The 17,835-nt window shown below is 62.2% G+C and carries 27 protein-coding genes; 12 read left to right on the top strand and 15 right to left on the bottom strand.

Going from position 1 to position 17,835, the window contains the following annotated elements; all coding sequences use genetic code 11:
- Nucleotides 1-119: 119 nt before the first annotated feature.
- Together LZK81_RS05805 and LZK81_RS05810 are read right to left on the bottom strand one after the other, a co-directional pair.
- Nucleotides 120-866, bottom strand: a complete 747-nt coding sequence (locus LZK81_RS05805) for a sulfite exporter TauE/SafE family protein (RefSeq protein ID WP_304655864.1) — start codon at nucleotides 864-866, stop codon at nucleotides 120-122.
- 223 nt (nucleotides 867-1,089) lie between these two features.
- A complete protein-coding gene (locus LZK81_RS05810) occupies nucleotides 1,090-1,413 on the bottom strand; it encodes a hypothetical protein (RefSeq protein WP_233955474.1) in 324 nt (107 codons plus the stop codon).
- A gap of 188 nt (nucleotides 1,414-1,601) precedes the next feature.
- Between LZK81_RS05810 and LZK81_RS05815 the strand changes: the two genes are divergently transcribed.
- Together LZK81_RS05815 and LZK81_RS05820 are read left to right on the top strand one after the other, a co-directional pair.
- Nucleotides 1,602-2,204 (top strand): superoxide dismutase, encoded by a 603-nt coding sequence (locus LZK81_RS05815; protein ID WP_046607192.1) that lies wholly within the window; start codon nucleotides 1,602-1,604, stop codon nucleotides 2,202-2,204.
- A 120-nt stretch (nucleotides 2,205-2,324) separates the two neighbouring features.
- Entirely contained in the window at nucleotides 2,325-2,696 is a 372-nt protein-coding gene (locus LZK81_RS05820) for a DUF4440 domain-containing protein (protein WP_233955475.1), read from the top strand.
- Between the two features lie 13 nt (nucleotides 2,697-2,709).
- On the opposite strand, the gene LZK81_RS05825 is transcribed toward LZK81_RS05820, so the two are convergent.
- Nucleotides 2,710-3,156, bottom strand: coding sequence for a hypothetical protein (locus LZK81_RS05825; protein ID WP_233955476.1), 447 nt, complete (start codon nucleotides 3,154-3,156; stop codon nucleotides 2,710-2,712).
- Nucleotides 3,157-3,365: 209 nt separating this feature from the next.
- Here LZK81_RS05825 and LZK81_RS05830 point away from each other — a divergent pair, with 209 nt between their 5' ends.
- Complete coding sequence (locus LZK81_RS05830) at nucleotides 3,366-4,208, top strand: metallophosphoesterase (protein ID WP_233955477.1); 843 nt, start codon at nucleotides 3,366-3,368, stop codon at nucleotides 4,206-4,208.
- Nucleotides 4,209-4,220: 12 nt separating this feature from the next.
- Here the strand turns inward: LZK81_RS05830 and LZK81_RS05835 are convergent, their stop codons facing one another.
- Complete coding sequence (locus LZK81_RS05835; protein ID WP_233955478.1) at nucleotides 4,221-4,865, bottom strand: ThuA domain-containing protein; 645 nt, start codon at nucleotides 4,863-4,865, stop codon at nucleotides 4,221-4,223.
- A 96-nt stretch (nucleotides 4,866-4,961) separates the two neighbouring features.
- Nucleotides 4,962-5,651, bottom strand: a complete 690-nt coding sequence (locus LZK81_RS05840) for a helix-turn-helix transcriptional regulator (RefSeq protein WP_233955479.1) — start codon at nucleotides 5,649-5,651, stop codon at nucleotides 4,962-4,964.
- Nucleotides 5,652-5,786: 135 nt separating this feature from the next.
- On the opposite strand from LZK81_RS05840, the gene LZK81_RS05845 reads away from it, so the two are divergent.
- The 4 genes from LZK81_RS05845 (at nucleotide 5,787) to LZK81_RS05860 (ending at nucleotide 8,252) form a co-directional block, all read left to right on the top strand.
- On the top strand, nucleotides 5,787-6,419 hold the full coding sequence (locus LZK81_RS05845) for a LysE family translocator (RefSeq protein ID WP_233955480.1): 633 nt from the start codon (nucleotides 5,787-5,789) through the stop codon (nucleotides 6,417-6,419).
- A gap of 179 nt (nucleotides 6,420-6,598) precedes the next feature.
- Nucleotides 6,599-7,039, top strand: a complete 441-nt coding sequence (locus LZK81_RS05850) for a c-type cytochrome (protein ID WP_233955481.1) — start codon at nucleotides 6,599-6,601, stop codon at nucleotides 7,037-7,039.
- Between the two features lie 86 nt (nucleotides 7,040-7,125).
- Nucleotides 7,126-8,040, top strand: a complete 915-nt coding sequence (locus LZK81_RS05855; RefSeq protein WP_233955482.1) for a cytochrome c — start codon at nucleotides 7,126-7,128, stop codon at nucleotides 8,038-8,040.
- A 20-nt stretch (nucleotides 8,041-8,060) separates the two neighbouring features.
- Entirely contained in the window at nucleotides 8,061-8,252 is a 192-nt protein-coding gene (locus LZK81_RS05860; protein ID WP_052756869.1) for a hypothetical protein, read from the top strand.
- Between the two features lie 16 nt (nucleotides 8,253-8,268).
- Here the strand turns inward: LZK81_RS05860 and LZK81_RS05865 are convergent, their stop codons facing one another.
- Nucleotides 8,269-8,757: an N-acetyltransferase family protein gene (locus tag LZK81_RS05865; RefSeq protein WP_418936475.1), complete on the bottom strand. Its 489-nt coding sequence runs from the start codon at nucleotides 8,755-8,757 to the stop codon at nucleotides 8,269-8,271.
- Nucleotides 8,758-8,943: 186 nt separating this feature from the next.
- The gene (gene pip / locus LZK81_RS05870) at nucleotides 8,944-9,927 is read right to left on the bottom strand and encodes a prolyl aminopeptidase (RefSeq protein WP_233955484.1); all 984 of its coding nucleotides are present in this window, start codon (nucleotides 9,925-9,927) and stop codon (nucleotides 8,944-8,946) included.
- Nucleotides 9,928-10,047: 120 nt separating this feature from the next.
- Here pip and LZK81_RS05875 point away from each other — a divergent pair, with 120 nt between their 5' ends.
- Nucleotides 10,048-10,341 carry a toxin-antitoxin system TumE family protein gene (locus LZK81_RS05875; RefSeq protein ID WP_233955485.1) on the top strand — a complete coding sequence of 98 codons (294 nt, stop codon included), beginning with the start codon at nucleotides 10,048-10,050 and terminating at the stop codon, nucleotides 10,339-10,341.
- Nucleotides 10,328-10,690 carry a hypothetical protein gene (locus tag LZK81_RS05880; protein ID WP_046607204.1) on the top strand — a complete coding sequence of 121 codons (363 nt, stop codon included), beginning with the start codon at nucleotides 10,328-10,330 and terminating at the stop codon, nucleotides 10,688-10,690. The genes LZK81_RS05875 and LZK81_RS05880 overlap by 14 nt, the downstream gene beginning before the upstream one ends.
- Nucleotides 10,691-10,709: 19 nt before the next feature.
- On the opposite strand, the gene LZK81_RS05885 is transcribed toward LZK81_RS05880, so the two are convergent.
- Entirely contained in the window at nucleotides 10,710-11,123 is a 414-nt protein-coding gene (locus tag LZK81_RS05885) for a MerR family transcriptional regulator (RefSeq protein WP_046607205.1), read from the bottom strand.
- Nucleotides 11,124-11,224: 101 nt separating this feature from the next.
- Here LZK81_RS05885 and LZK81_RS05890 point away from each other — a divergent pair, with 101 nt between their 5' ends.
- A complete protein-coding gene (locus tag LZK81_RS05890; protein WP_233955486.1) occupies nucleotides 11,225-11,467 on the top strand; it encodes a hypothetical protein in 243 nt (80 codons plus the stop codon).
- 43 nt (nucleotides 11,468-11,510) lie between these two features.
- Here the strand turns inward: LZK81_RS05890 and LZK81_RS05895 are convergent, their stop codons facing one another.
- On the bottom strand, nucleotides 11,511-12,059 hold the full coding sequence (locus LZK81_RS05895; RefSeq protein ID WP_233955487.1) for a hypothetical protein: 549 nt from the start codon (nucleotides 12,057-12,059) through the stop codon (nucleotides 11,511-11,513).
- 122 nt (nucleotides 12,060-12,181) lie between these two features.
- Here LZK81_RS05895 and dmeR point away from each other — a divergent pair, with 122 nt between their 5' ends.
- Both dmeR and dmeF read left to right on the top strand, forming a co-directional pair.
- Nucleotides 12,182-12,460, top strand: a complete 279-nt coding sequence (dmeR, locus tag LZK81_RS05900; protein WP_305037942.1) for a Ni(II)/Co(II)-sensing transcriptional repressor DmeR — start codon at nucleotides 12,182-12,184, stop codon at nucleotides 12,458-12,460.
- A gap of 20 nt (nucleotides 12,461-12,480) precedes the next feature.
- Complete coding sequence (dmeF, locus tag LZK81_RS05905; protein WP_233955488.1) at nucleotides 12,481-13,476, top strand: CDF family Co(II)/Ni(II) efflux transporter DmeF; 996 nt, start codon at nucleotides 12,481-12,483, stop codon at nucleotides 13,474-13,476.
- 9 nt (nucleotides 13,477-13,485) lie between these two features.
- On the opposite strand, the gene LZK81_RS05910 is transcribed toward dmeF, so the two are convergent.
- The 6 genes from LZK81_RS05910 to LZK81_RS05935 all read right to left on the bottom strand — a co-directional run bounded on the left by LZK81_RS05910 (nucleotide 13,486) and on the right by LZK81_RS05935 (nucleotide 17,824).
- Nucleotides 13,486-13,761 (bottom strand): hypothetical protein, encoded by a 276-nt coding sequence (locus LZK81_RS05910; RefSeq protein WP_046607209.1) that lies wholly within the window; start codon nucleotides 13,759-13,761, stop codon nucleotides 13,486-13,488.
- A 135-nt stretch (nucleotides 13,762-13,896) separates the two neighbouring features.
- Nucleotides 13,897-14,436 carry a hypothetical protein gene (locus LZK81_RS05915; protein WP_233955489.1) on the bottom strand — a complete coding sequence of 180 codons (540 nt, stop codon included), beginning with the start codon at nucleotides 14,434-14,436 and terminating at the stop codon, nucleotides 13,897-13,899.
- 7 nt (nucleotides 14,437-14,443) lie between these two features.
- Nucleotides 14,444-14,959, bottom strand: a complete 516-nt coding sequence (locus LZK81_RS05920) for a DUF1697 domain-containing protein (protein WP_233955491.1) — start codon at nucleotides 14,957-14,959, stop codon at nucleotides 14,444-14,446.
- A gap of 86 nt (nucleotides 14,960-15,045) precedes the next feature.
- The gene (locus tag LZK81_RS05925) at nucleotides 15,046-17,154 is read right to left on the bottom strand and encodes a S9 family peptidase (RefSeq protein ID WP_233955492.1); all 2,109 of its coding nucleotides are present in this window, start codon (nucleotides 17,152-17,154) and stop codon (nucleotides 15,046-15,048) included.
- A 194-nt stretch (nucleotides 17,155-17,348) separates the two neighbouring features.
- Nucleotides 17,349-17,600, bottom strand: a complete 252-nt coding sequence (locus LZK81_RS05930; protein WP_046607213.1) for a hypothetical protein — start codon at nucleotides 17,598-17,600, stop codon at nucleotides 17,349-17,351.
- An 8-nt stretch (nucleotides 17,601-17,608) separates the two neighbouring features.
- Nucleotides 17,609-17,824 (bottom strand): type II toxin-antitoxin system HicB family antitoxin, encoded by a 216-nt coding sequence (locus tag LZK81_RS05935; RefSeq protein WP_046607214.1) that lies wholly within the window; start codon nucleotides 17,822-17,824, stop codon nucleotides 17,609-17,611.
- Nucleotides 17,825-17,835: the final 11 nt, after the last annotated feature.

Raw genomic sequence — 17,835 nt, forward strand, 5'->3', positions numbered from 1 at the left:
TTCGCGGGTAAGCTTATCAGATCGCGGGGCGGGGCGCCATTTCAGTACCAAACTTCGCCAGACCATTCCCGGCACAGTGCTGCAAGAAACTCAATGCCGAGTGATCCAGCTATTTCTCCTCACACAAGCCGGACCGCCGCGGTGCCGATGATGATCATCGAGACGGCGATCATCAGGGGTTTGACCGGCAGGTAGCGGACGATGAAGGCGCCGATCGGCGCCGCCAGGATGCCGCCGAGGATGAGGCCGAGGGCGGAGGAGAGTTCCGACCAGCCGAGCGCGACGATGAAAGTCGCCGAGATCATGGTGGTAACGGCGAATTCGGTCAGGTTCGTGGAGCCGATCACCTTTTTCGGGTCGTGACCGCGGCCGAGCAGCGAACTGGTGACGATCGGCCCCCATCCGCCGCCGCCCATCGCATCGAGCAGCCCGCCCGCACCGCCGACATAGGGCACGATCCAGTCGCGCACGTCGCGCGGAAATTTCGGACGGAAGGCCTTGTAGAGAATGAACAGGCCGACGGCGATCAGATAGGCGGAGACGAAGGGTTCGATCGCCTTGCCGTCGATATTCGACAGGACATAGGCGCCGATCGCCCCGCCGACCATGCCGGCCGGTGCAAGCCTTGCCACCAGCCGCCAGTCGACATTGCGGTTGTAGAGATGCGAAGCGCCCGAGGCGGCGGTGGTGAAACACTCGGTCACGTGGGTCATGGCGCTTGCCGCCGCGGGCGCCACGCCGACGGCAAGCAGGCTGGTCGTCGTCAGCACCCCGAAAGCCATGCCGAGCGCCCCGTCGATGATCTGTGCGAAGAAGCCTATGGCAACGAAGATCAGGAATTCGGACGTCACGAAGTCGAGCGACATGCAGCCTCCTCTTTGCCGCGGCGTTCGCTTTCAATTCGCAGGCGCGAAGAAAGGTTCCCGTTTTACCACCGGGCAAACCAGAGGATTTCCCCTCAGTCATTCGAAAAAAACGGAACGGCCTCCGGCGGTTGGGTGCAGCGTTGTATCAACCCGACGAGGGATCGCATCCTCTTTGGACCTGCACCTGATGCCGGCGGAGAAGGCGGACGGACATGGCCGCGAACTATTTCCCCGCCTTCACCGTCAGCTTGTCGGCGGAGATTTCTCCGCCGATCTCGGCCTTGCGGGTTTTCTTGTCGAAGGCGCAGAGGGTGCTGATCGTCACCTTGGCGCCCACCGCTTTGCCGGAGACGACGGCAAGCCCGTAGCTCTGGCTGCCGAAGGGATCGACGAGAGCCTTGCCGTTCTCGATCAGCCCCTTGGCGGCGGTCACGCAGGCCTTGGCGACCTCGGACTGGAAACCGGACCATGCGTCGTCCGAGGAGGCGTGCGCGGCAGGGACGCTGGATGTGAGGAGGGCTGCTGCGAGAGCAAAAGTGGTCTTCATCGAACGGCTCCGAATCGTGATCTGGCCCGTTTCTTGTATCCGGAAATTTCAGCAAGTTCTTCACCCGATCGGCTTGATTTTTGGCAAGTTCACCGTTGCCTCTTGGCCCCTCCGCTCCTATGTTCCCGCACGACGCTATACCCAGGTATCTGCCGAACCCAGGTAGCTATCGAACAAGGAGTAGACCAATGGCCTTCGAACTTCCCGAACTCCCCTACGACTACGAAGCTCTTTCGCCCTTCATGTCGAAAGAGACGCTCGAATTCCACCACGACAAGCACCACAAGGCTTATGTCGATAACGGCAACAAGCTCGCTGCCGAAGCCGGCATGGCCGATCTGTCGCTCGAGGAAGTCGTCAAGAAGTCCTTCGGCACCAACCAGGGCCTCTTCAACAACGCCGCCCAGCACTACAACCACGTCCACTTCTGGAAGTGGATGAAGAAGGGCGGCGGCGGCACCAAGCTGCCGGGCAAGCTCGAAGCAGCAGTCGCCTCCGATCTCGGCGGCTACGACAAGTTCAAGGCCGACCTGATCGCCGCCGGCACGACCCAGTTCGGCTCCGGCTGGGCCTGGGTTTCTGTGAAGGACGGCAAGCTCGTCATCTCCAAGACCCCGAACGGCGAGAACCCGCTGGTTCACGGTGCGGAGCCGATCCTCGGCGTCGACGTGTGGGAACATTCCTATTACATCGACTACCGCAACGCGCGCCCGAAATACCTCGAAGCCTTCGTCGACAGCCTGATCAACTGGGACTACGTCCTCGAGCGCTACGAAGCCGCCACGAAGTAATCCGGCCAACCGCCGTCATCCTCGGGTTTAACCCGAGGATCCCACCCGGTGTCGCAAGGCGCCGGGTGTTTTTGTTTTTGAACTCGGTCATCGGGACGGAAGGCAGAAGGGAAGCAGGTTATGAACGAGCAACCGATAGAGATGGTCATGGCAGAGCTCGCGGCCTGCGAGCCGATCTTCCATCGTCGCGAATTCGGCACCAGCCGCGAGGCGCTGGAAGCCATGACCGATGAAGCCTTCTGGGAAATCGGCGCCAGCGGCAAAGTCTACCGACGCGAATTCGTCATCGCCAACCTTCTCGAACGGTACCGCGAGCCGGAGCCTCACGACTGGCCCTGCCGGGATTTCACCATCAGCCGCCTCGCCGACGATCTCTATCATCTGTCGTATGTTCTGGAGGAGCCCGACCGCCTCAGCCGGCGCTCCACGTTCTGGAGGAGAACTGCAACCGGCTGGAAGATCGTCTTTCATCAGGGAACGGTGATTGCTTGAATGGGCGTCTGCTTCAGGCCCTCCGCGTTTTATCCGGCGACCTTGCAAACCCGCCGGCGAGCGCGAGCCAGAGGATGACGAACAGCGGCATCGGCAGGAGCGACCGCATCGCCAGCCAGAGGTCTGTCGGCAGGATAGGGGCGGTGATGATCCCGATGATCACGATGAAAGCCGCGCCGCCGGAAAGCGCCCGGTAAGCTCGCCGCCATTGACCGCCGGAAAGCGGCGATCCTGCCTCGATGAGCAGGGTTCCCGCCATCCCCCGGTTCAGGGCAAGCAGCAGGAAGAGAATGGCGGCTGGCACGAAGGTCAGCGAAAGCCGCGCCTTGACGGCAAGATCCGACGGTTCGGGCACCGCATGCGCCAGATGGGCCAGGCCATAGGTGACAGCGGCGTTGATGTTCAGGACGAGCATGGAGCGCCAGAACAGCGCCCAGAGGGTGCGAAAGAAAGTGGCCAATAGATCCCATTCCACGTTTTTAGGCATGCTGCCGACGGATACCATGTGATGTCACAAAAGCATGATTTTGTTGCAATTACTGCAGCGCCTTGGATCTCCGACCGAGATTGATGCGTTATTGCGAAACAGCGCATTATCTTCGCAATATACCGCTGCCGCCGCTCCGGCCATGTCACACGCCTGTCACAACCACCGACTACCTCCGCGAAATGCCCCACGAAAAGCCTCTTCTCCGCTTCGGCGTGATCGCCGATCCGCAATATGCCGACCTGCCGCCATGGCTGGAGATGGACCGTTATTACGCCAACAGCCTCGACAAGCTGCGCCAGGCGATCGGCGTGCTGAACGGCGAGGATCTCTCCTTCGTGGTGACGCTCGGCGATCTCATCGACCGCGGCTGGGAGAGCTACGATCCGGTGCTTGCCGTCTATCAAGACCTGCGCCACGAAAGCTTTCTGATGCCGGGCAATCACGATTTCTTCGTCGCGCCGGCGCAGCTCGGCGATGTCCACAAACGGCTCGGCATGCCGGCCGCCTGGCACGATTTCGCCCGCGGCGGCTTTCGCTTCGTGGTGATCGACGGCAACGAGATCAGCCTGTTTTCCACCCCGGAAGGCCATCCGCGCCACACTTTGGCGCAGCAGCGGCTGGAAACATTGCTGGCCGAGGGCGCGGTCAACGCCAAGGAATGGAACGGCGGCATCGGCGACGAGCAGTTCGGCTGGCTGGAGGCGGTGCTGGAGCGTGCCACGGTAGCGGACGAGAAGGTCGTGGTCATGGGCCACTATCCGCTCTACCCCGAAAACGAGCACAATCTCTGGGGTTGCGAGCGGCTGACCGATCTGTTCGCCCGCTCCGGCAATGTGATCGCCTATCTGAACGGCCACAACCACGTCGGCAATCTCGGCCGTACCGAAAACACCTGGTACGTCAACTTCAAGGGCATGGTCGATACGCAGGCGGAGAACACCTTTGCCGTCGTCGAGATCTTCGCCGACCGCATCGAGATCGTCGGCCACGGCCGTGAGGAAAGCCGCACTCTCGCTCTTTAAGGCCGGAGAGGCTCAGCCGCGCGCGGCCCAGGAAAGCCCGCGCCGCAGGATGCTGCGCATATGCGGATGCCCGAATTCGGCCGCCACATGGCCGAGCGCCGAATAGAAGATCCGTCCCTTGCCAAAATGGCGCTTGAAGACGACGGGCATCGTCACATTGCGCACCGCCTCGTCATATTCGCCTGAAAAGGTGGTCGTCGCGAGGATTTCGACCGAGGGGTCGTAATGCAGGTAATACTGCTCCGACCGGTAGTCGAAATCCGCAATACCCCGCATCACCGGGTCGTCGGGGCGAGTGACGTTGACGCGGTAGTCGATGATGTTGCCGGGATGCGCCACCCAGGTGACACCGGCGAGATAACGGAAGGCAGCACTCTCCTTGAAGGAGGTCGCAAGCGACCCGTGGTGGCCGCCAAGCCCGAGCCCGCCACGCACCGCCTCGACAAGCGCATTGGCATGCACCTTCTCCAGCTTTTCGCCGGTAATGATCGGCACCAGCAGGTCGGCAGCGGCGATGGTCTGGGAGCCGAAGATGCCGAGATCGTCCGTAATCTCGACCGAAAACCCGTCCTCGCGAAGGATATCGCCGGTAATCCCTGCGCATTGCTCCGGCTCATGGATCTTCAATCCGCCCCAGATGATGATTGCCTTGCGCATTCACCCACTCCCATGCCCTGTTGATTCCTGACGATGCGCGCGCACCATAGGGACAAAGCCGCGGGCTGTCAGGCGGAGGCTTCTTGTCTCGGCCGGTCACATCGGCGGGCTGGTCCAGCCCTGAACCCAGAGCGACCGCAGCTTTTCGCCTTCGCCGCGAAAGAAGCCATCCGCCAGTTCGCAATGCTCCACCCGGTCGGCGCGGAAATTGCGGATCGCCTGCCTGAGCTCGCACCAGGCGACGATATTGGCTGTCTGCGAATAATAGATCAGCGCCACCGGCCGGATCGTCCGTTCCGTGGCGCGGGCCTGTTCGTCGCGATAGTCGAGCGCCAGCTTCTGTTCGTCGCGGATCGCCCGGCGCACCATGGCAAGGTCCAGCGCGTCCGGCACCGGTGCCACCGAGCCCCAGGCATGCAGCGCATTGGCGGAAAACGTGCCGGCAAGCGGCGCCGGCACCACGGCGGCGATCTTGCGGTTGACCTGCTTGGCCGCCTGCCGCAGCTCCGTATCCCCGGTCCGTTCCAGCAGCGCCAGGGCGAGCACGATCGCCTCCGTCTCCTCGATCGACAGCATCAGCGGCGGCAACGTGAAGCCGGGGCGCAGGATATAGCCGATGCCCCGCCCGCCCTCGATCGGCACCCGCATCGCCTGAAGCGCCGCGATATCGCGGTAGATCGAACGCACCGTCACTTCCAGCTGCACGGCGATTTCCGCGGCCGTCACCGGCTTCCTGGCGAGCCGGAGGATCTGGATGATCTCGAACAGGCGCGAGGCCTTGCGCATGCCGGTTTTCCTTGGGCCCAAACCATCCCTACTGACAACACGCTGTCAGTTGGGCTGCCGTATAGGACCGCATATCCGGTTGAAAAACAAGGCTTCGGCACTCGAAGCCGATTATGCGAGGCTCAGGAAACTGACATGACTTACACCGAAAATCTCTGGCTCTTCTTCACCCTCCTCTTCGGCATCATCGTTGTGCCGGGCATGGACATGATCTTCGTGCTCGCCAATTCGCTGACCCGGGGGCGCACTGCGGGGCTTGCCGCCACCGCCGGCATCATTGCCGGCGGGCTGGTGCACTCGCTTTATGGCGCGGTCGGCGTCGGGCTGCTCGCAAGCCTGATGCCGGTTCTGTTCAAGCCGCTGCTGATCGCCGGCGCGCTCTACATGGCCTGGATCGGCGTCAGCCTGATCCGCAGTTCGATCACCGTCGATCATGTCGGCCCGGCGGACACGCGGTCGAACTGGGAAGCGTTCCGGCGCGGCGCGGTGACCTGCCTCATCAATCCCAAGGCCTATCTGTTCATGCTTGCCGTCTATCCGCAGTTCCTGCGGCCGGATTTCGGGCCGCTTGCCCCGCAGGCGACAATCATGGCGGCGATGACGGCCGCGACCCAGTTCGCGATCTATGGCGGCCTCGCCGCCGCCGCCGGCCACGCGCGACAATTCCTGGTCGGCAACGGCAGCGCGACGATCTGGGTCGGGCGGATCGCCGGCCTGCTGCTGCTTGCCGTTTCCATGCTGACGCTCCGGGAGGGGCTGACGGCCTGAAGGACGGGTCGAGCAGTCTCGGTGAGACATATCTCCTTCACATTCCGTGCCTGCCCGGCAACAGGCGGAGCGCTCGCGGCGTCATGACAGAAACGTTACTTTTTTCAAACGCATAAGCCGGCAATCATGATCCTCGCAAAACTGCGCCGGCGTGACCGGCTCGATGAGGAGAGGAATGGATGAAGTTTAAACTGATTGCCGCCGCCGCGACCGTACTCTGTCTTGGCTTTACGGCCGTAACCGCGCAGGAAACCCCGATTGCCAAGCGCCAGGCGCTGATGAAGGGTATCGGCGGCGCAGCCGGCGCCCTCGGCGGCATCGCCAAGGGCGAAAAGCCCTATGACCAGGCTGTGGTCCGCACGGCGCTGACCACGATCAGCACCAATATCAAGGCCTTCCCGGATCAGTTCCCGGCAGGCTCCGAGACCGGCGACAAGACCAAGGCCGCACCGGCCATCTGGGAAAAGAACGCCGAATTCCGGGCGAACGCCCAGAAGCTCGGATCCGACGCGGAGACTATTCTGGCTTCGATGCCGGCAGACCAGGCCGCCGTCGGCAAGGCCCTGCAGACGCTCGGTGGCAACTGCAATACCTGCCATCAGAACTTCCGCCTGAAGTGAGTGCGGTCCGGTTTTAGGATCTGAGGACGGCTGCAGCTTGCTGCGGCCGTCCTTGCATTGCAGGGTGACGCCGGAGGAGGAAGGCGATGGCATCGATATGGTCCAAAATCCTGGCGGCGGGCGTCGTGGTGATCGCCGCGGGTGCTGCCACGGCCTGGGCGCTGACCAAGCCCGATCCCCATCCCGATTCCCATTGGGCGGGCCTCGGCGCGCCGGATCTTGCCAAGGGCGAGCAGCTCTTCTGGGCCGGCGGCTGTTCGAGCTGTCATGCCGCGACCGGCGCCACCGGCGATGCCCTGAAGGTTCTGTCCGGCGGCAGGGCGCTGCCGAGCCCGTTCGGCACCTTCCATATTCCCAACATCTCGCCCGATCCGAACGCCGGCATCGGCAACTGGACCTTGGCGCAGTTCGGCAATGCCACCACCCGCGGGGTCGGGCCGGACGGCGAGCACCTCTTCCCGTCCTTCCCCTACGGCTCCTATTCGCGGCTCTCGGCCAAGGACATCAACGATCTCTTCGGTTACCTGAAGACCCTGCCGGCGAGCACCAATGTCGCGCCGCCGCACGAGCTGCCGTTCCCCTTTAATATCCGGCTGGCGGTCGGCGGCTGGAAATTCCTCTATTTCAGCGACCAGCCGCGGGTGGAGCTTGCCTCCGCCGACGACAAGGTCAAGCGCGGCCAGTTCCTGGTCGAAGGCCCCGGCCATTGCGGCGAATGCCACACGCCGCGTGACGCGACGGGCGGTTTTCTCACCGACCGCTGGCTTGCGGGCGGCCCGAACCCGGAAGGCAAGGGCACCATCCCCAACATCACGCCGGGCTCGAAGGATATCGGCTCGTGGAGCGAGAGTGACATTGCCGGTTATCTCGAAACCGGTTTCACCCCGGATTTCGACACGGTCGGTGGCTCGATGGTCGAGGTGCAGCAGAATATCGCGCATCTGCCGAAAAGCGATCTTGAGGCAATCGCGGCTTATTTGAAGGCCGTGCCGTCGCGCTAGGTGGATCTGGGGGGCGAGCCATGAACCTACGGGAATACAAGGGCCAATCCGCGGTCATCGAATTCGATGCCGAAGACGAAATCTTCGTCGGCCATATCGCTGGCATTGCAGATCTTATCGGCTTCCATGCGAATACTCTCGCCGAAGCCGAGACCGCCTTCCACGAGGCGGTCGACGATTACCTCGAAATCCTGGCCAAGGCCGCCGGATAGGCCTCGGCCGCGGCTATCAAGCAAGCGCCTGCGTATAGCGCATGCCGGTGACCGGGCGCGGCTTGAAATCCATCTGTTCATAGAAGCGGTGGGCGGCGAAATTGCCGGTGGCGGCGCTGACCGAAAGATAGCCGCAGCCGGCGCTCCTGGCGATCTCGCGGGCGCGCGATACCAGGTGCTGGCCGATGCCGTGGCCGCGATGGCCGTCGCGCACGAAGAGATGGTGCAGGTCCATGCCGCGCGTGCCTTCCTGCGCCCGGTAGACCGGTACGAGAATGGCGTAGCCGATCAGATCCGAGCCGGTATCGGCGACAAGCGCGCTGATCCACGGCATCTCGCCGAACAGGTCGCGCTCGAGCTTTTCAGGGGTGATGCCGGCGGGATCGTTGTGATGCGCGGCAAGCAGCGCGATCATCTCGTTGAGTTCCGGCAGGTCGCGCGATTTCGCGCTGCGGATCGTCACGACCGACGGGCGGGGCAGGGTAATATCGGTATCTTCAGTCATTTCCGGCATCCTTTTTCGGTCTTCTCGCCGTCAGGTGCCGTTTGAAACAACAAAGCCGCCTGACGGCGGCTTGTTGACATGGTGATCTGTCGAGCCGCCCTTTAAAGGAAGGCCCAAAAATACGAGCAGGCGATGGTTGTGCGCGCGTTGATCATGGCGCCTAGATGCTCCCGATCTCAAATCTTGTCAAGCACCATCCGCGAAACCGTTGGCCGCCGCCACGATCGCCTCCGCCATGCCCCGGTCACCGGTTGAATGACCGGCATTTTCGATCATCACCGGCTCGCTTCCCGGCCAGGCTTTTGCGAGGGCAAATGCGGTCGCCGGCGGCCCCTGCAGGTCGAACCGGCCCTGGATCAGCACGCCCGGTATCCCGGCAAGCTTGTGGGCTTGGCGCAAAAGCTGGCTATCCTCCAGCCAGGCACGGTTCTCGAAATAATGGACGCAGAGCCGCGCCCGGGCGAGCACGAAAGCCGGATCCTGCCAGCGGAGCGGCAGCCCGGCCTGCGGTTCCGCGGAGATCGAGCCGGCCTCCCAATGATGCCAGTCGAAGGCGGCCTTGTGGCGCACAGCCAGGTCGGTATCGTTGAGCAGCGCATGATAGGCGGAGACGGGATGGCGGTCGCGCAAGGGCTCCGGAATGGCGGCGACGAAATTTTCGAAGGCCTCCGGCAGGAAGATCGACAGGCCGTTATAAAGCCAGTCGATTTCGGCCCAGCGCGTCGTGGTGACGCCGGCAAGGATGATCGCCCGAACCTGGCCGGGAAAGGCCTGGGCATAGACAAGCGCCAGCGTAGCGCCCCAAGAGGAGCCGAATACCAGCCAGCTTTCCACGCCAAGTCGCTGCCGCAAAGCCTCGATATCGCCGATCAGGTGCTGCGTCGTATTATCAGCAAGTTTGTTGCCGAAATCGCCGGCATTCGGCGTGCTTTTGCCGCAGCCGCGCTGGTCGAACTGGACGATGCGCCACACCGCAGGATCGAAATGCCGCCGGGCGCTGTCCGACATGCCGGACCCCGGCCCGCCATGCAGCAACAGCACCGGCTTGCCGGCCGGATTGCCGGAAAGGGCAAAGAATATCCGGTTGCCGTCGGGCCTGTCGAGGAAGCCGGTCTGGTATGGGGCGAGGACGGGGAAGAGGGTGGGATCGGTTAACGCATTTTCCGTCATCTGCATGCCCTTTGTTTGCATATTCACCTCGCCCGTTCAATGCTCGGTTCCGAGCGGCGCCTTCCTCCTTGCCGATTGCTCGTGATGGGGTATATTACATCAGACATCACGGGGCCGCCGATGGCGAAAGCGACACTGGTTCAGAGGACGCGTAGCTATCTGCGGGAAGGCGTGTTCGTTGAAGTCGTGGTCTGGCATGTGCCGGCTTCGCTACGCGGAAGTGCTCATGAATTCAAGTACAGCATGGCGCTGGTGGCCGGAGGCGAGTGCGTGTTGCGATATGACAACCAAGCCGGAAAAGGCGATCACAGGCATTTCGGTACGCTGGAGACGGCCTATTTTTTCAAAGATATCGACCAGCTTCTGGCCGATTTCACTGCCGACGTGAGAGGATGGCTGCGTGACAACGCTTAAGGTGAAGATCGAAACGCTCGAACAGTCCATGGCGTCGGTTTCTGAAGCCTTCAAGGCATCCAAAGTCGGTGAGCACAGGCCCGCGACGAGTGTATTGTCCTTCCCTTCCTGGGAGATGCTTCATCGTGTTCTGGCGCCGAAACGGCTCGAAATCGTGCAGGCGATGACGGGGCAGGGGCCTTTGAGCATTCGAGAGGTCGCCCGCAGGGTCGACCGGGATTTCAAGGGTGTGCACAGCGATGTGGACATGTTGCTTGTCAGCGGCGTGATCGACAAGGCCGAGGGCGGCGGCATCGTCTTCCCCTATGATCGCATCCACCTGGAGTTCGATATCGAGGCCGCCGCCTGAGGCAAGCCGTCAGACGCCCTCAATGCTCCCCCTCGCACAGCCCGTGATCCGACAGCGCCCGGATCACATAACAATCCTCGATCGAATGGCCGTCGCAGTGTGAGATGATCCGTTCGAGTTCGTGTTCCAGCTTCTTCAGTTTTTCGATCTTTTCACGAACGGCGATCAGATGATCGGCGGCGATCCTGTCGGCGTTGACGCAAGGCTGGTCCGGGTGCTGGCTGAGCGCGATCAGTTCGCGGATCGCCGGGATATCGAGGCCGAGGTCGCGGGCATGGCGGATGAAAGCGAGCCGCTCGAGGTCGTGCCGCTCATAACGCCGCTGGTTGCCCTCCGAACGCTCGGCCGCTTCGATAAGGCCCATCTGCTCGTAGTAGCGGATGGTCGGCACCTTGACGCCGGTGCGCTTGGAAAGATCGCCGATCGACAGCATGGTCGAAAATTCCTCTTGTAGCTCTAGTCACTAGAGGAATTATCTAGTCAGTTACCGGTGCGAAGACAAGCCGGCCGGAGGAAACAAAGGAAGGTGACGCCATGAACGGATGCTGCAGCCATTGCCACGCCAGGGTCGATGGGGTCTTGCGAGATATGGGCCGGCTTTTCTGGGCTCTGGTCGCCACGGTCGCCGGCATGTGGCTGGTCCTGGCGATGGAAATGCTGCGGCGGTCGCGGACGCAGCGGGGGCACGAGCGGCATGCGGACGAGGAACTGTCCACGATGATCACCGGCAAAATGTCGGCTATCGCCCCTCATGCAAACGGCTGCGGTCCTGATTGACAGGGCCGCAGCCGCGCGATGGCTTCCTGGACTCGCAGGACCCTTACAGGGAGAACAGCGGATCGTCCTTGGTACCGTCCTGCAGATGCTGTTTCTGCGCGTTGCCCTGTGCCAGGGCCGCCGGGTTGCCGCCCATGTCCATCGCCGCTTCCTGTTTCTGGCCGTTGACGCCCATCGCTTCGAGGATCGCCTTGCGGATATCCGCCTCGATCGCCTCGCGGTCTTCCGCCGACATGGTCTTGAGATCGTCTTCGGTAAGATTCTTGTCCTCGAGATACTGTTCGCGGATGCGCTCGGCGAAGGTCTTCTTGGCGAGATCCATGAACTCGTCCTCGTATCTGGTCGAGGGGGCCTCGCCGAGCCAGGTGTCGCCGGCGTCCTGATCGACCTCGACGCCCTGGCTTTCCATCGTCCAGAGGCTTTCTGCCAGCTTTGCGCCGAACACCGTATCGCTGCCGGTCATGCCGCCCGATACGGATTGCCGCGGCGCCGCGTAGTCGTTGCCGCCCGAAGCATTCTTGTCGCCGCCGTTCTTGCCAAGGATACCATAAAGAGATGCGTAATATGGGTTGGTGCTGCCAATCGTCGTCATCGCGACTCTCCTCGTGTGAGACCACCAGCGGCTTAGGTTCCGAAACCTGCACGGAGCTTTCGGATTTTGACTTGTGTAGGCCGCGCATAGGAATATAGGGTACCCCCCTATATTACATGGAGATGCTCGTGGCGCATACCATTCGAGAAAAGGCAAAGCTTCTGGCGCGGGTGCGACGGCTGAAGGGGCAGATGGAGGCGGTCGAGCGGGCGTTGGAAGCCGAGGCGCCCTGCGGCGAGGTGCTGCAATTGCTCGCCTCGATCCGTGGCGCGCTTTCCGGGCTCACCGGTGAAGTCATGGAGGATCATCTGCGCGAGCATGTCCTTCATGCCGATGACGAGAAACAGAGAGCGCAGGCGGTCGACGAATTCGCCGAGGCGCTCCGCACCTATATCCGCTGATCGAGATGAAGGAGAAGGCCATGCCCCATTCCATCGAGGAACTGAAGCACGAGCACGTGTTTCTGGGCGCCGACCATGAGCGCAACGAACGCAAGGTCTGGCTGGTAATCGCGCTGACGGCGACGATGATGGTGGCGGAAATCGTCGCCGGCTCGATCTTCGGCTCGATGGCGCTGACCGCCGACGGCTGGCACATGTCCACTCATGCAGGCGCAATGCTGATTGCTGCACTTGCCTATCTCTATGCCCGCCGCCAGGCTCGCAATCCGCGCTACACGTTCGGCACCGGCAAGCTCGGCGATCTCGCCGGCTTCGCCAGCGCCATCGTGCTCGCCCTGATCGCGCTGCTGATCGCCTGGGAGAGTTTTGTCCGCCTCGCCAACCCGGTGGCGATCGATTTCGATCAGGCGATTCTCGTTGCGGCAGTGGGTCTGGCCGTCAATCTGCTCAGCGCCTGGCTGCTCCGGGAGGATCACCACCATTCTCATGGTGGCGGCCATGCCGATCACGGCAGTCATGCCCATGACGGTGGCCATCATCACGGGCACCACGGTCATCACGGCGCCCATGCGCATGGGGCTGCTGCCAAGGACCACAATCTGCGCGCCGCCTACCTGCATGTCCTCGCCGATGCGCTGACCTCGGTCCTGGCGATTGTCGCGCTCATTCTCGGCCGGTCCTATGGCTGGGCCTGGCTGGATCCGGCCATGGGCGTGGTCGGCGGCCTGGTGATCGCCCGCTGGTCCTGGGGACTGATCCGCGTGACTGCGACGGTGCTTCTGGACGCGCAGCCGGATGACGAGGAACTGGCGGGCAAAATCCGCCGGAGCGTCGAAACGGAGGAGGACAGGATTTCGGACCTGCACGTCTGGCAGGTGGGGCCGGGGCACCATGCGGCGATCGTCGCGCTGGTCACGCCAAAACCCCAGGCGCCGTCCTTCTACAAGGATAAGCTCCGGGGTATCCGGGATCTGTCGCATGTGACGGTGGAAGTCACGCCGGCTGGAACGGCGTAGTCGGACTTATCAGAATTCGGCGAATTCCTGGTAGCGGCCTTCAACCCAGTCCTTCCGAACGCCTCGGACCTGCATGTCGACGTTTGCAGAGCCAGCATCGTCGATTTCCATGACCCACAGCGCGTTGGCAAGCGAAGACGACAGCAGCGTGCTGCTTCCCGTCAAGGCGCTCGGAGAACGCTGGGCAGCGACAGCTTCGCGCTGGGGCGCTTCTTCGACTTTCCGGTCCATCTCTTGTGCCCGGTTGGGATAATAATAGCCGTTGAGGCCGCTATCGATCTTCATGGCGAAACGCCCGTGTTCAGAATGGTTAACAAATAGTTAACGCACGAAGCTTGCGCGAGGCTTGCGTCCGAGGCTTCGGATTGACGGCAGGGGCTTGACAAAAATAGGCCAATGCAAGGGTGTTCGGTGCGTTCCTTATCCGTTCCGATTGCCGAGAAACGCGTCGAATATCGCCTGTGTGAGCCGCTGGTTCTGCCGATACCACGTGTCTTGCGTGTAGAAGACCGGTTCGGCGGGGTCCCAGCCGCTGAGGGTAAAATCGCTCTGGCGGGAGAAGAAGGCGACGAACGCCTCCTCGCTTGCCCAGGTGGCGATGGCCGGTCCCGGATGAAAGCCGTCCTGGATGTCGCAGAGAATGACGCCGGCTTGCGCGCGGATCAGGCCGTGGCCGCAGAAGTCGCGGTGGAATTCGTGGATCAGCCCTTCGCCGATCTTGGCCTGCTGCAGCTTTTCCCACACAAGGCGCATCCGCTCGGCCCCGAGCGCCTTGTGCGAAAGCCTGTCGCGCACCTCCGCCCGCCGCCGGTCCATCTCTTCCTCGGTCGCATTGATCAAAGGGTAGGGCGGCCAGGTAGGCTGCCTGGCCTTGCGCTGTCGCCAGACGGACCAGCCGGCCACGCCCAATATAGAGATGATCACGGCATAGCAGACGATCGGAATGATGATACCCGCCATCGGCCGCTCAGCCTTCCAGGACGCGAGCCATTTCGGCGAGCTTGCGCACGGTGTTGAGATTGCGCGACGTGCCCGTTTTCAGCGCCGGCAGCTTCAGCTTCGATTTGCCCGAGCCGATCGGATAGTGGACATAGATCTCGCGCCCGGCGACGACTGCCTCTTCGCCATCCGGCGCCACCATTTTGTCGAGCGCATCCTTCGGGGCCTTTTCGGGCAGGAAATGCACGAGCAGAAAATTCGGCTTGGCCTCGGGGAAGGGCGCGTTTTCGACGATCGCCTCCAGTTCCCCAGTCGAGCGCACCATCACGCCCGGCTTCTTGCCGAATTTCTGTCCGAGAACGTCGTCCAGCTTACCGGCAACCTTGGCCTCCGCCTCGTCGGACCGGAACAGCACATTGCCGCTCTGGATGTAGGTTTTCACGTCGGTGAACCCGAGCCCTTCGCAGATGGACTTCAGTTCAGTCATCTGGAGCGCCGTGCCGGCGACGTTCACTGCGCGAAGCAGTGCCACGTAGACTGTCATTCCTTATCTCCCAAAGGCCAGCCCATCTTATGTTCCGGTGTTGCCGGGCGTGCTTTAAAGGACGGCACACCCTCCTTGGCAGGCCCTCACATCTTCCCAGCCACCTTGATCGCAAACGCATATTCGAACGCGATCTCCTCCAGCCGTTGGAAGCGTCCCGACTTGCCGCCATGGCCGGCCGCCATGTTGGTCTTCAAGAGGATCGGCGCGGTGCCGGTCGAGAATTCGCGCACCTTGGCGACCCACTTGGTCGGTTCCCAATAGGTGACGCGCGGGTCGGTCAGGCCGGAAATGGCAAGGATCGGCGGATAGGGTTTCGCCTCGACATTGTCGTAGGGCGAGTAGGCGGCGATCCACTGGTATTCTTCGAGGCTTTCGATCGGGTTGCCCCATTCCGGCCATTCCGGCGGAGTGAGCGGCAGCGTGTCGTCGAGCATGGTGTTCAAGACATCGACGAAGGGTACGGCAGCGATGATGCCGGCGAATTTTTCCGGCGCCATGTTGGCGATGCCGCCCATCAGCATGCCGCCCGCCGAACCTCCCTCGGCGATGATGTTCTCGTAGGAGGTGAAGCCTTGGCTCACCAGGTGGTCGGCGGCGGCGATGAAGTCCTTGAAGGTGTTTTCCTTGAATTCCATCTTGCCGTTTTCGTACCAGGCAAACCCCTTGTCCTTGCCGCCGCGGATATGGGCGATGGCATAAACGAAGCCGCGATCGGCGAGCGACAGGTTGTTGGTCGAGAACCCGGCGGGAATGGTAATGCCGTAGGCGCCGTAGCCGTAAAGCAGGCAGGGCGCCGAACCGTCGAGCGGCGTATCTTTCCGGTAGAGAAGCGAGACCGGCACCAGTTCGCCGTCATGCGCCGGCGCCATCACCCGGCGGGTGACGTAGTCGTCCGGATTGTGGCCCGACGGCACTTCCTGGGTCTTCAGGAGCACCCGCTCGCGGGTCGTCATGTCGTAGTCGTAAAGCTGGCTCGGCGTCGTCATCGACGAATAGGAGAAGCGGATGACGTCGCTATCGTATTCGGCGGCACCCTGCAGGCCGAGCGAATAGGCCTCTTCGGCAAACGCGATTGCATGTTCCTCGCCGGTCTGCCGGTCGCGGATGATGATCTGCGGCAGCCCGTCCTTGCGCTGCAGCCACAGCAGATAACGGGCGAACGCCATGTGGCTGATGATCAGCCGGCCGGGCTCGTGCGGCACGACCTCGGTCCAGTTTTCTTTGCCCGGCGCCGTCACCGGCGTCTGCATGATTTTGAAGTCCTTGGCATCGCCGTCATTGGTGAGGATGTAGAAGACGTCGCCGCCTTCGGTCATCGAATATTCGATGCCTTCCTCGCGTTCGGCAACCAGTGCCGGCTCGGCGGTCAGGTCCTTGGTCGACAGCAGCCGGTATTCCGACGTCTCGTGGTCGTGGATGTCGATATAGATGAAGTCGTCGAGCAGCGAGCCGCCGACGCCCATGAAGAAGCCCGGATCCTCTTCCTCGTAGACCAGCCGGTCTTCCGATTGCGGCTGGCCGACGACGTGGTGGAAGACTTTCGAGGGCCGGTGGTTCTCGTCCTGCAGCGTATAGAAGAAGCTCCGGCCGTCAGGCGCCCAGACCCCGCCGCCGCCGGTATTCTCGACCACGTCGGCCAGATCCGCGCCGGTCGCAAGATCGCGGATGCGCAGGGTGAAATATTCCGAACCCTTGTCGTCGTAACCCCAGATGCCGCGGGAATGGTCTGTCGTGTGGTCGATGCCCGAAAGGCGGAAATAATCCTTGCCCACCGCTTCCTTGTCGCCGTCGAGCAGGAGGCGTTTTTCGCCGCCGTCACGCGGGGTACGAAAATAGTGCGGCTGTTCGCCGCCGGTTACGAACAGCGTGCCGTAGGCGAACGGCCCGTCCTTCATCGGCACGGAGCTGTCGTCTTCCTTGATGCGGCCGCGCATTTCGGCAAACAGCTTTTTCTGCAGCTCGGCCGTGTCGCCCATGGCCGCTTCCATATAGGCGTTCTCGGCCTCCAGATGTTTGCGGATTTCCGGATCGAGGAGCGACGGATCCTTGAACATCGCCTGCCAGTTGTCGGCCCGGAACCAGGCATAGTCGTCCGTGCGGGTAATGCCGTGGCGGGTGTCGGAGACCGGCTTCCTGGACGCAACAGGTGCGGCGGGAAGATTGGCGAAAGGCGATGGGCGGGAGGTGGCCAAGGAAGCACTCCGGTTGTGATGCGAGGAGTGCCAGAGATAGGGGGCGCTTAGGCGCTAGGCAAGCGGGGAAGGGTGGCGCGCTTACTTCTTCTTACGATGCAGAGTGGCGTCACGCTCGTTCTGCCAGTAGACGAAGACCCCTATAAGCAGCACGCCGGCAAGGGGAGAAAAAAGAAGGAAGACATCACCCGCGCTCATCTATCCAGTCCTTTTAGCAATTGTGTTGCGAGCAAATGTAAGGTGAGCCCGATTGCAAAGCAAATGACCATCCAGAAAGCAATCCAAGGGATATCGAGGTTTGCGGCTGGCAGTTCGAGAGTAACGCGCGTTACCGGCGTGAACACGCCGACCAGGATGACGCCGATCCCGATATTGTTCAGGAATGTCGCGCGCAGTTTGATCTGTTCCTTCCTCGCATCAGAAGACAGCCGGATTTCTTCGCTCATGATGAGGCTTAACCGAGTGTGGTCGAGGGCGGCGGAACGTCGCGTCCCATGTCTTGCGCAGTTTCGATCCAGCTTGCTATCGCGTCACCCACATTGGAAATGGCTTCCTGCGGCGTCTCGCCGTCGCTCATGCAGCCCGGAAGACCGGGAACGGTCGCCAGGAAACCGCCGCCATCTTCTGGAAGGAGCGGCGAGACGAGAACCGGGTAGGGTAGTTTGGTCATTGTTCACCCCT

It is taken from the genome of Neorhizobium galegae (assembly GCF_021391675.1).
Classification (GTDB): Bacteria; Pseudomonadota; Alphaproteobacteria; order Rhizobiales; family Rhizobiaceae; genus Neorhizobium; species Neorhizobium galegae_B.

Coding starts and splice junctions, on each gene's coding strand:
- LZK81_RS05805 (WP_304655864.1), bottom strand. CDS start 866: ATGTCGCTCGACTTCGTGACGTCCGAATTCCTGATCTTCGTTGCCATA.
- LZK81_RS05810 (WP_233955474.1), bottom strand. CDS start 1,413: ATGAAGACCACTTTTGCTCTCGCAGCAGCCCTCCTCACATCCAGCGTC.
- LZK81_RS05815 (WP_046607192.1), top strand. CDS start 1,602: ATGGCCTTCGAACTTCCCGAACTCCCCTACGACTACGAAGCTCTTTCG.
- LZK81_RS05820 (WP_233955475.1), top strand. CDS start 2,325: ATGAACGAGCAACCGATAGAGATGGTCATGGCAGAGCTCGCGGCCTGC.
- LZK81_RS05830 (WP_233955477.1), top strand. CDS start 3,366: ATGCCCCACGAAAAGCCTCTTCTCCGCTTCGGCGTGATCGCCGATCCG.
- LZK81_RS05835 (WP_233955478.1), bottom strand. CDS start 4,865: ATGCGCAAGGCAATCATCATCTGGGGCGGATTGAAGATCCATGAGCCG.
- LZK81_RS05840 (WP_233955479.1), bottom strand. CDS start 5,651: ATGCGCAAGGCCTCGCGCCTGTTCGAGATCATCCAGATCCTCCGGCTC.
- LZK81_RS05845 (WP_233955480.1), top strand. CDS start 5,787: ATGACTTACACCGAAAATCTCTGGCTCTTCTTCACCCTCCTCTTCGGC.
- LZK81_RS05850 (WP_233955481.1), top strand. CDS start 6,599: ATGAAGTTTAAACTGATTGCCGCCGCCGCGACCGTACTCTGTCTTGGC.
- LZK81_RS05855 (WP_233955482.1), top strand. CDS start 7,126: ATGGCATCGATATGGTCCAAAATCCTGGCGGCGGGCGTCGTGGTGATC.
- LZK81_RS05860 (WP_052756869.1), top strand. CDS start 8,061: ATGAACCTACGGGAATACAAGGGCCAATCCGCGGTCATCGAATTCGAT.
- LZK81_RS05865 (WP_418936475.1), bottom strand. CDS start 8,757: ATGACTGAAGATACCGATATTACCCTGCCCCGCCCGTCGGTCGTGACG.
- pip (WP_233955484.1), bottom strand. CDS start 9,927: ATGACGGAAAATGCGTTAACCGATCCCACCCTCTTCCCCGTCCTCGCC.
- LZK81_RS05875 (WP_233955485.1), top strand. CDS start 10,048: ATGGCGAAAGCGACACTGGTTCAGAGGACGCGTAGCTATCTGCGGGAA.
- LZK81_RS05885 (WP_046607205.1), bottom strand. CDS start 11,123: ATGCTGTCGATCGGCGATCTTTCCAAGCGCACCGGCGTCAAGGTGCCG.
- LZK81_RS05890 (WP_233955486.1), top strand. CDS start 11,225: ATGAACGGATGCTGCAGCCATTGCCACGCCAGGGTCGATGGGGTCTTG.
- LZK81_RS05895 (WP_233955487.1), bottom strand. CDS start 12,059: ATGACGACGATTGGCAGCACCAACCCATATTACGCATCTCTTTATGGT.
- dmeR (WP_305037942.1), top strand. CDS start 12,182: ATGCTCGTGGCGCATACCATTCGAGAAAAGGCAAAGCTTCTGGCGCGG.
- dmeF (WP_233955488.1), top strand. CDS start 12,481: ATGCCCCATTCCATCGAGGAACTGAAGCACGAGCACGTGTTTCTGGGC.
- LZK81_RS05910 (WP_046607209.1), bottom strand. CDS start 13,761: ATGAAGATCGATAGCGGCCTCAACGGCTATTATTATCCCAACCGGGCA.
- LZK81_RS05915 (WP_233955489.1), bottom strand. CDS start 14,436: ATGGCGGGTATCATCATTCCGATCGTCTGCTATGCCGTGATCATCTCT.
- LZK81_RS05920 (WP_233955491.1), bottom strand. CDS start 14,959: ATGACAGTCTACGTGGCACTGCTTCGCGCAGTGAACGTCGCCGGCACG.
- LZK81_RS05930 (WP_046607213.1), bottom strand. CDS start 17,600: ATGAGCGAAGAAATCCGGCTGTCTTCTGATGCGAGGAAGGAACAGATC.
- LZK81_RS05935 (WP_046607214.1), bottom strand. CDS start 17,824: ATGACCAAACTACCCTACCCGGTTCTCGTCTCGCCGCTCCTTCCAGAA.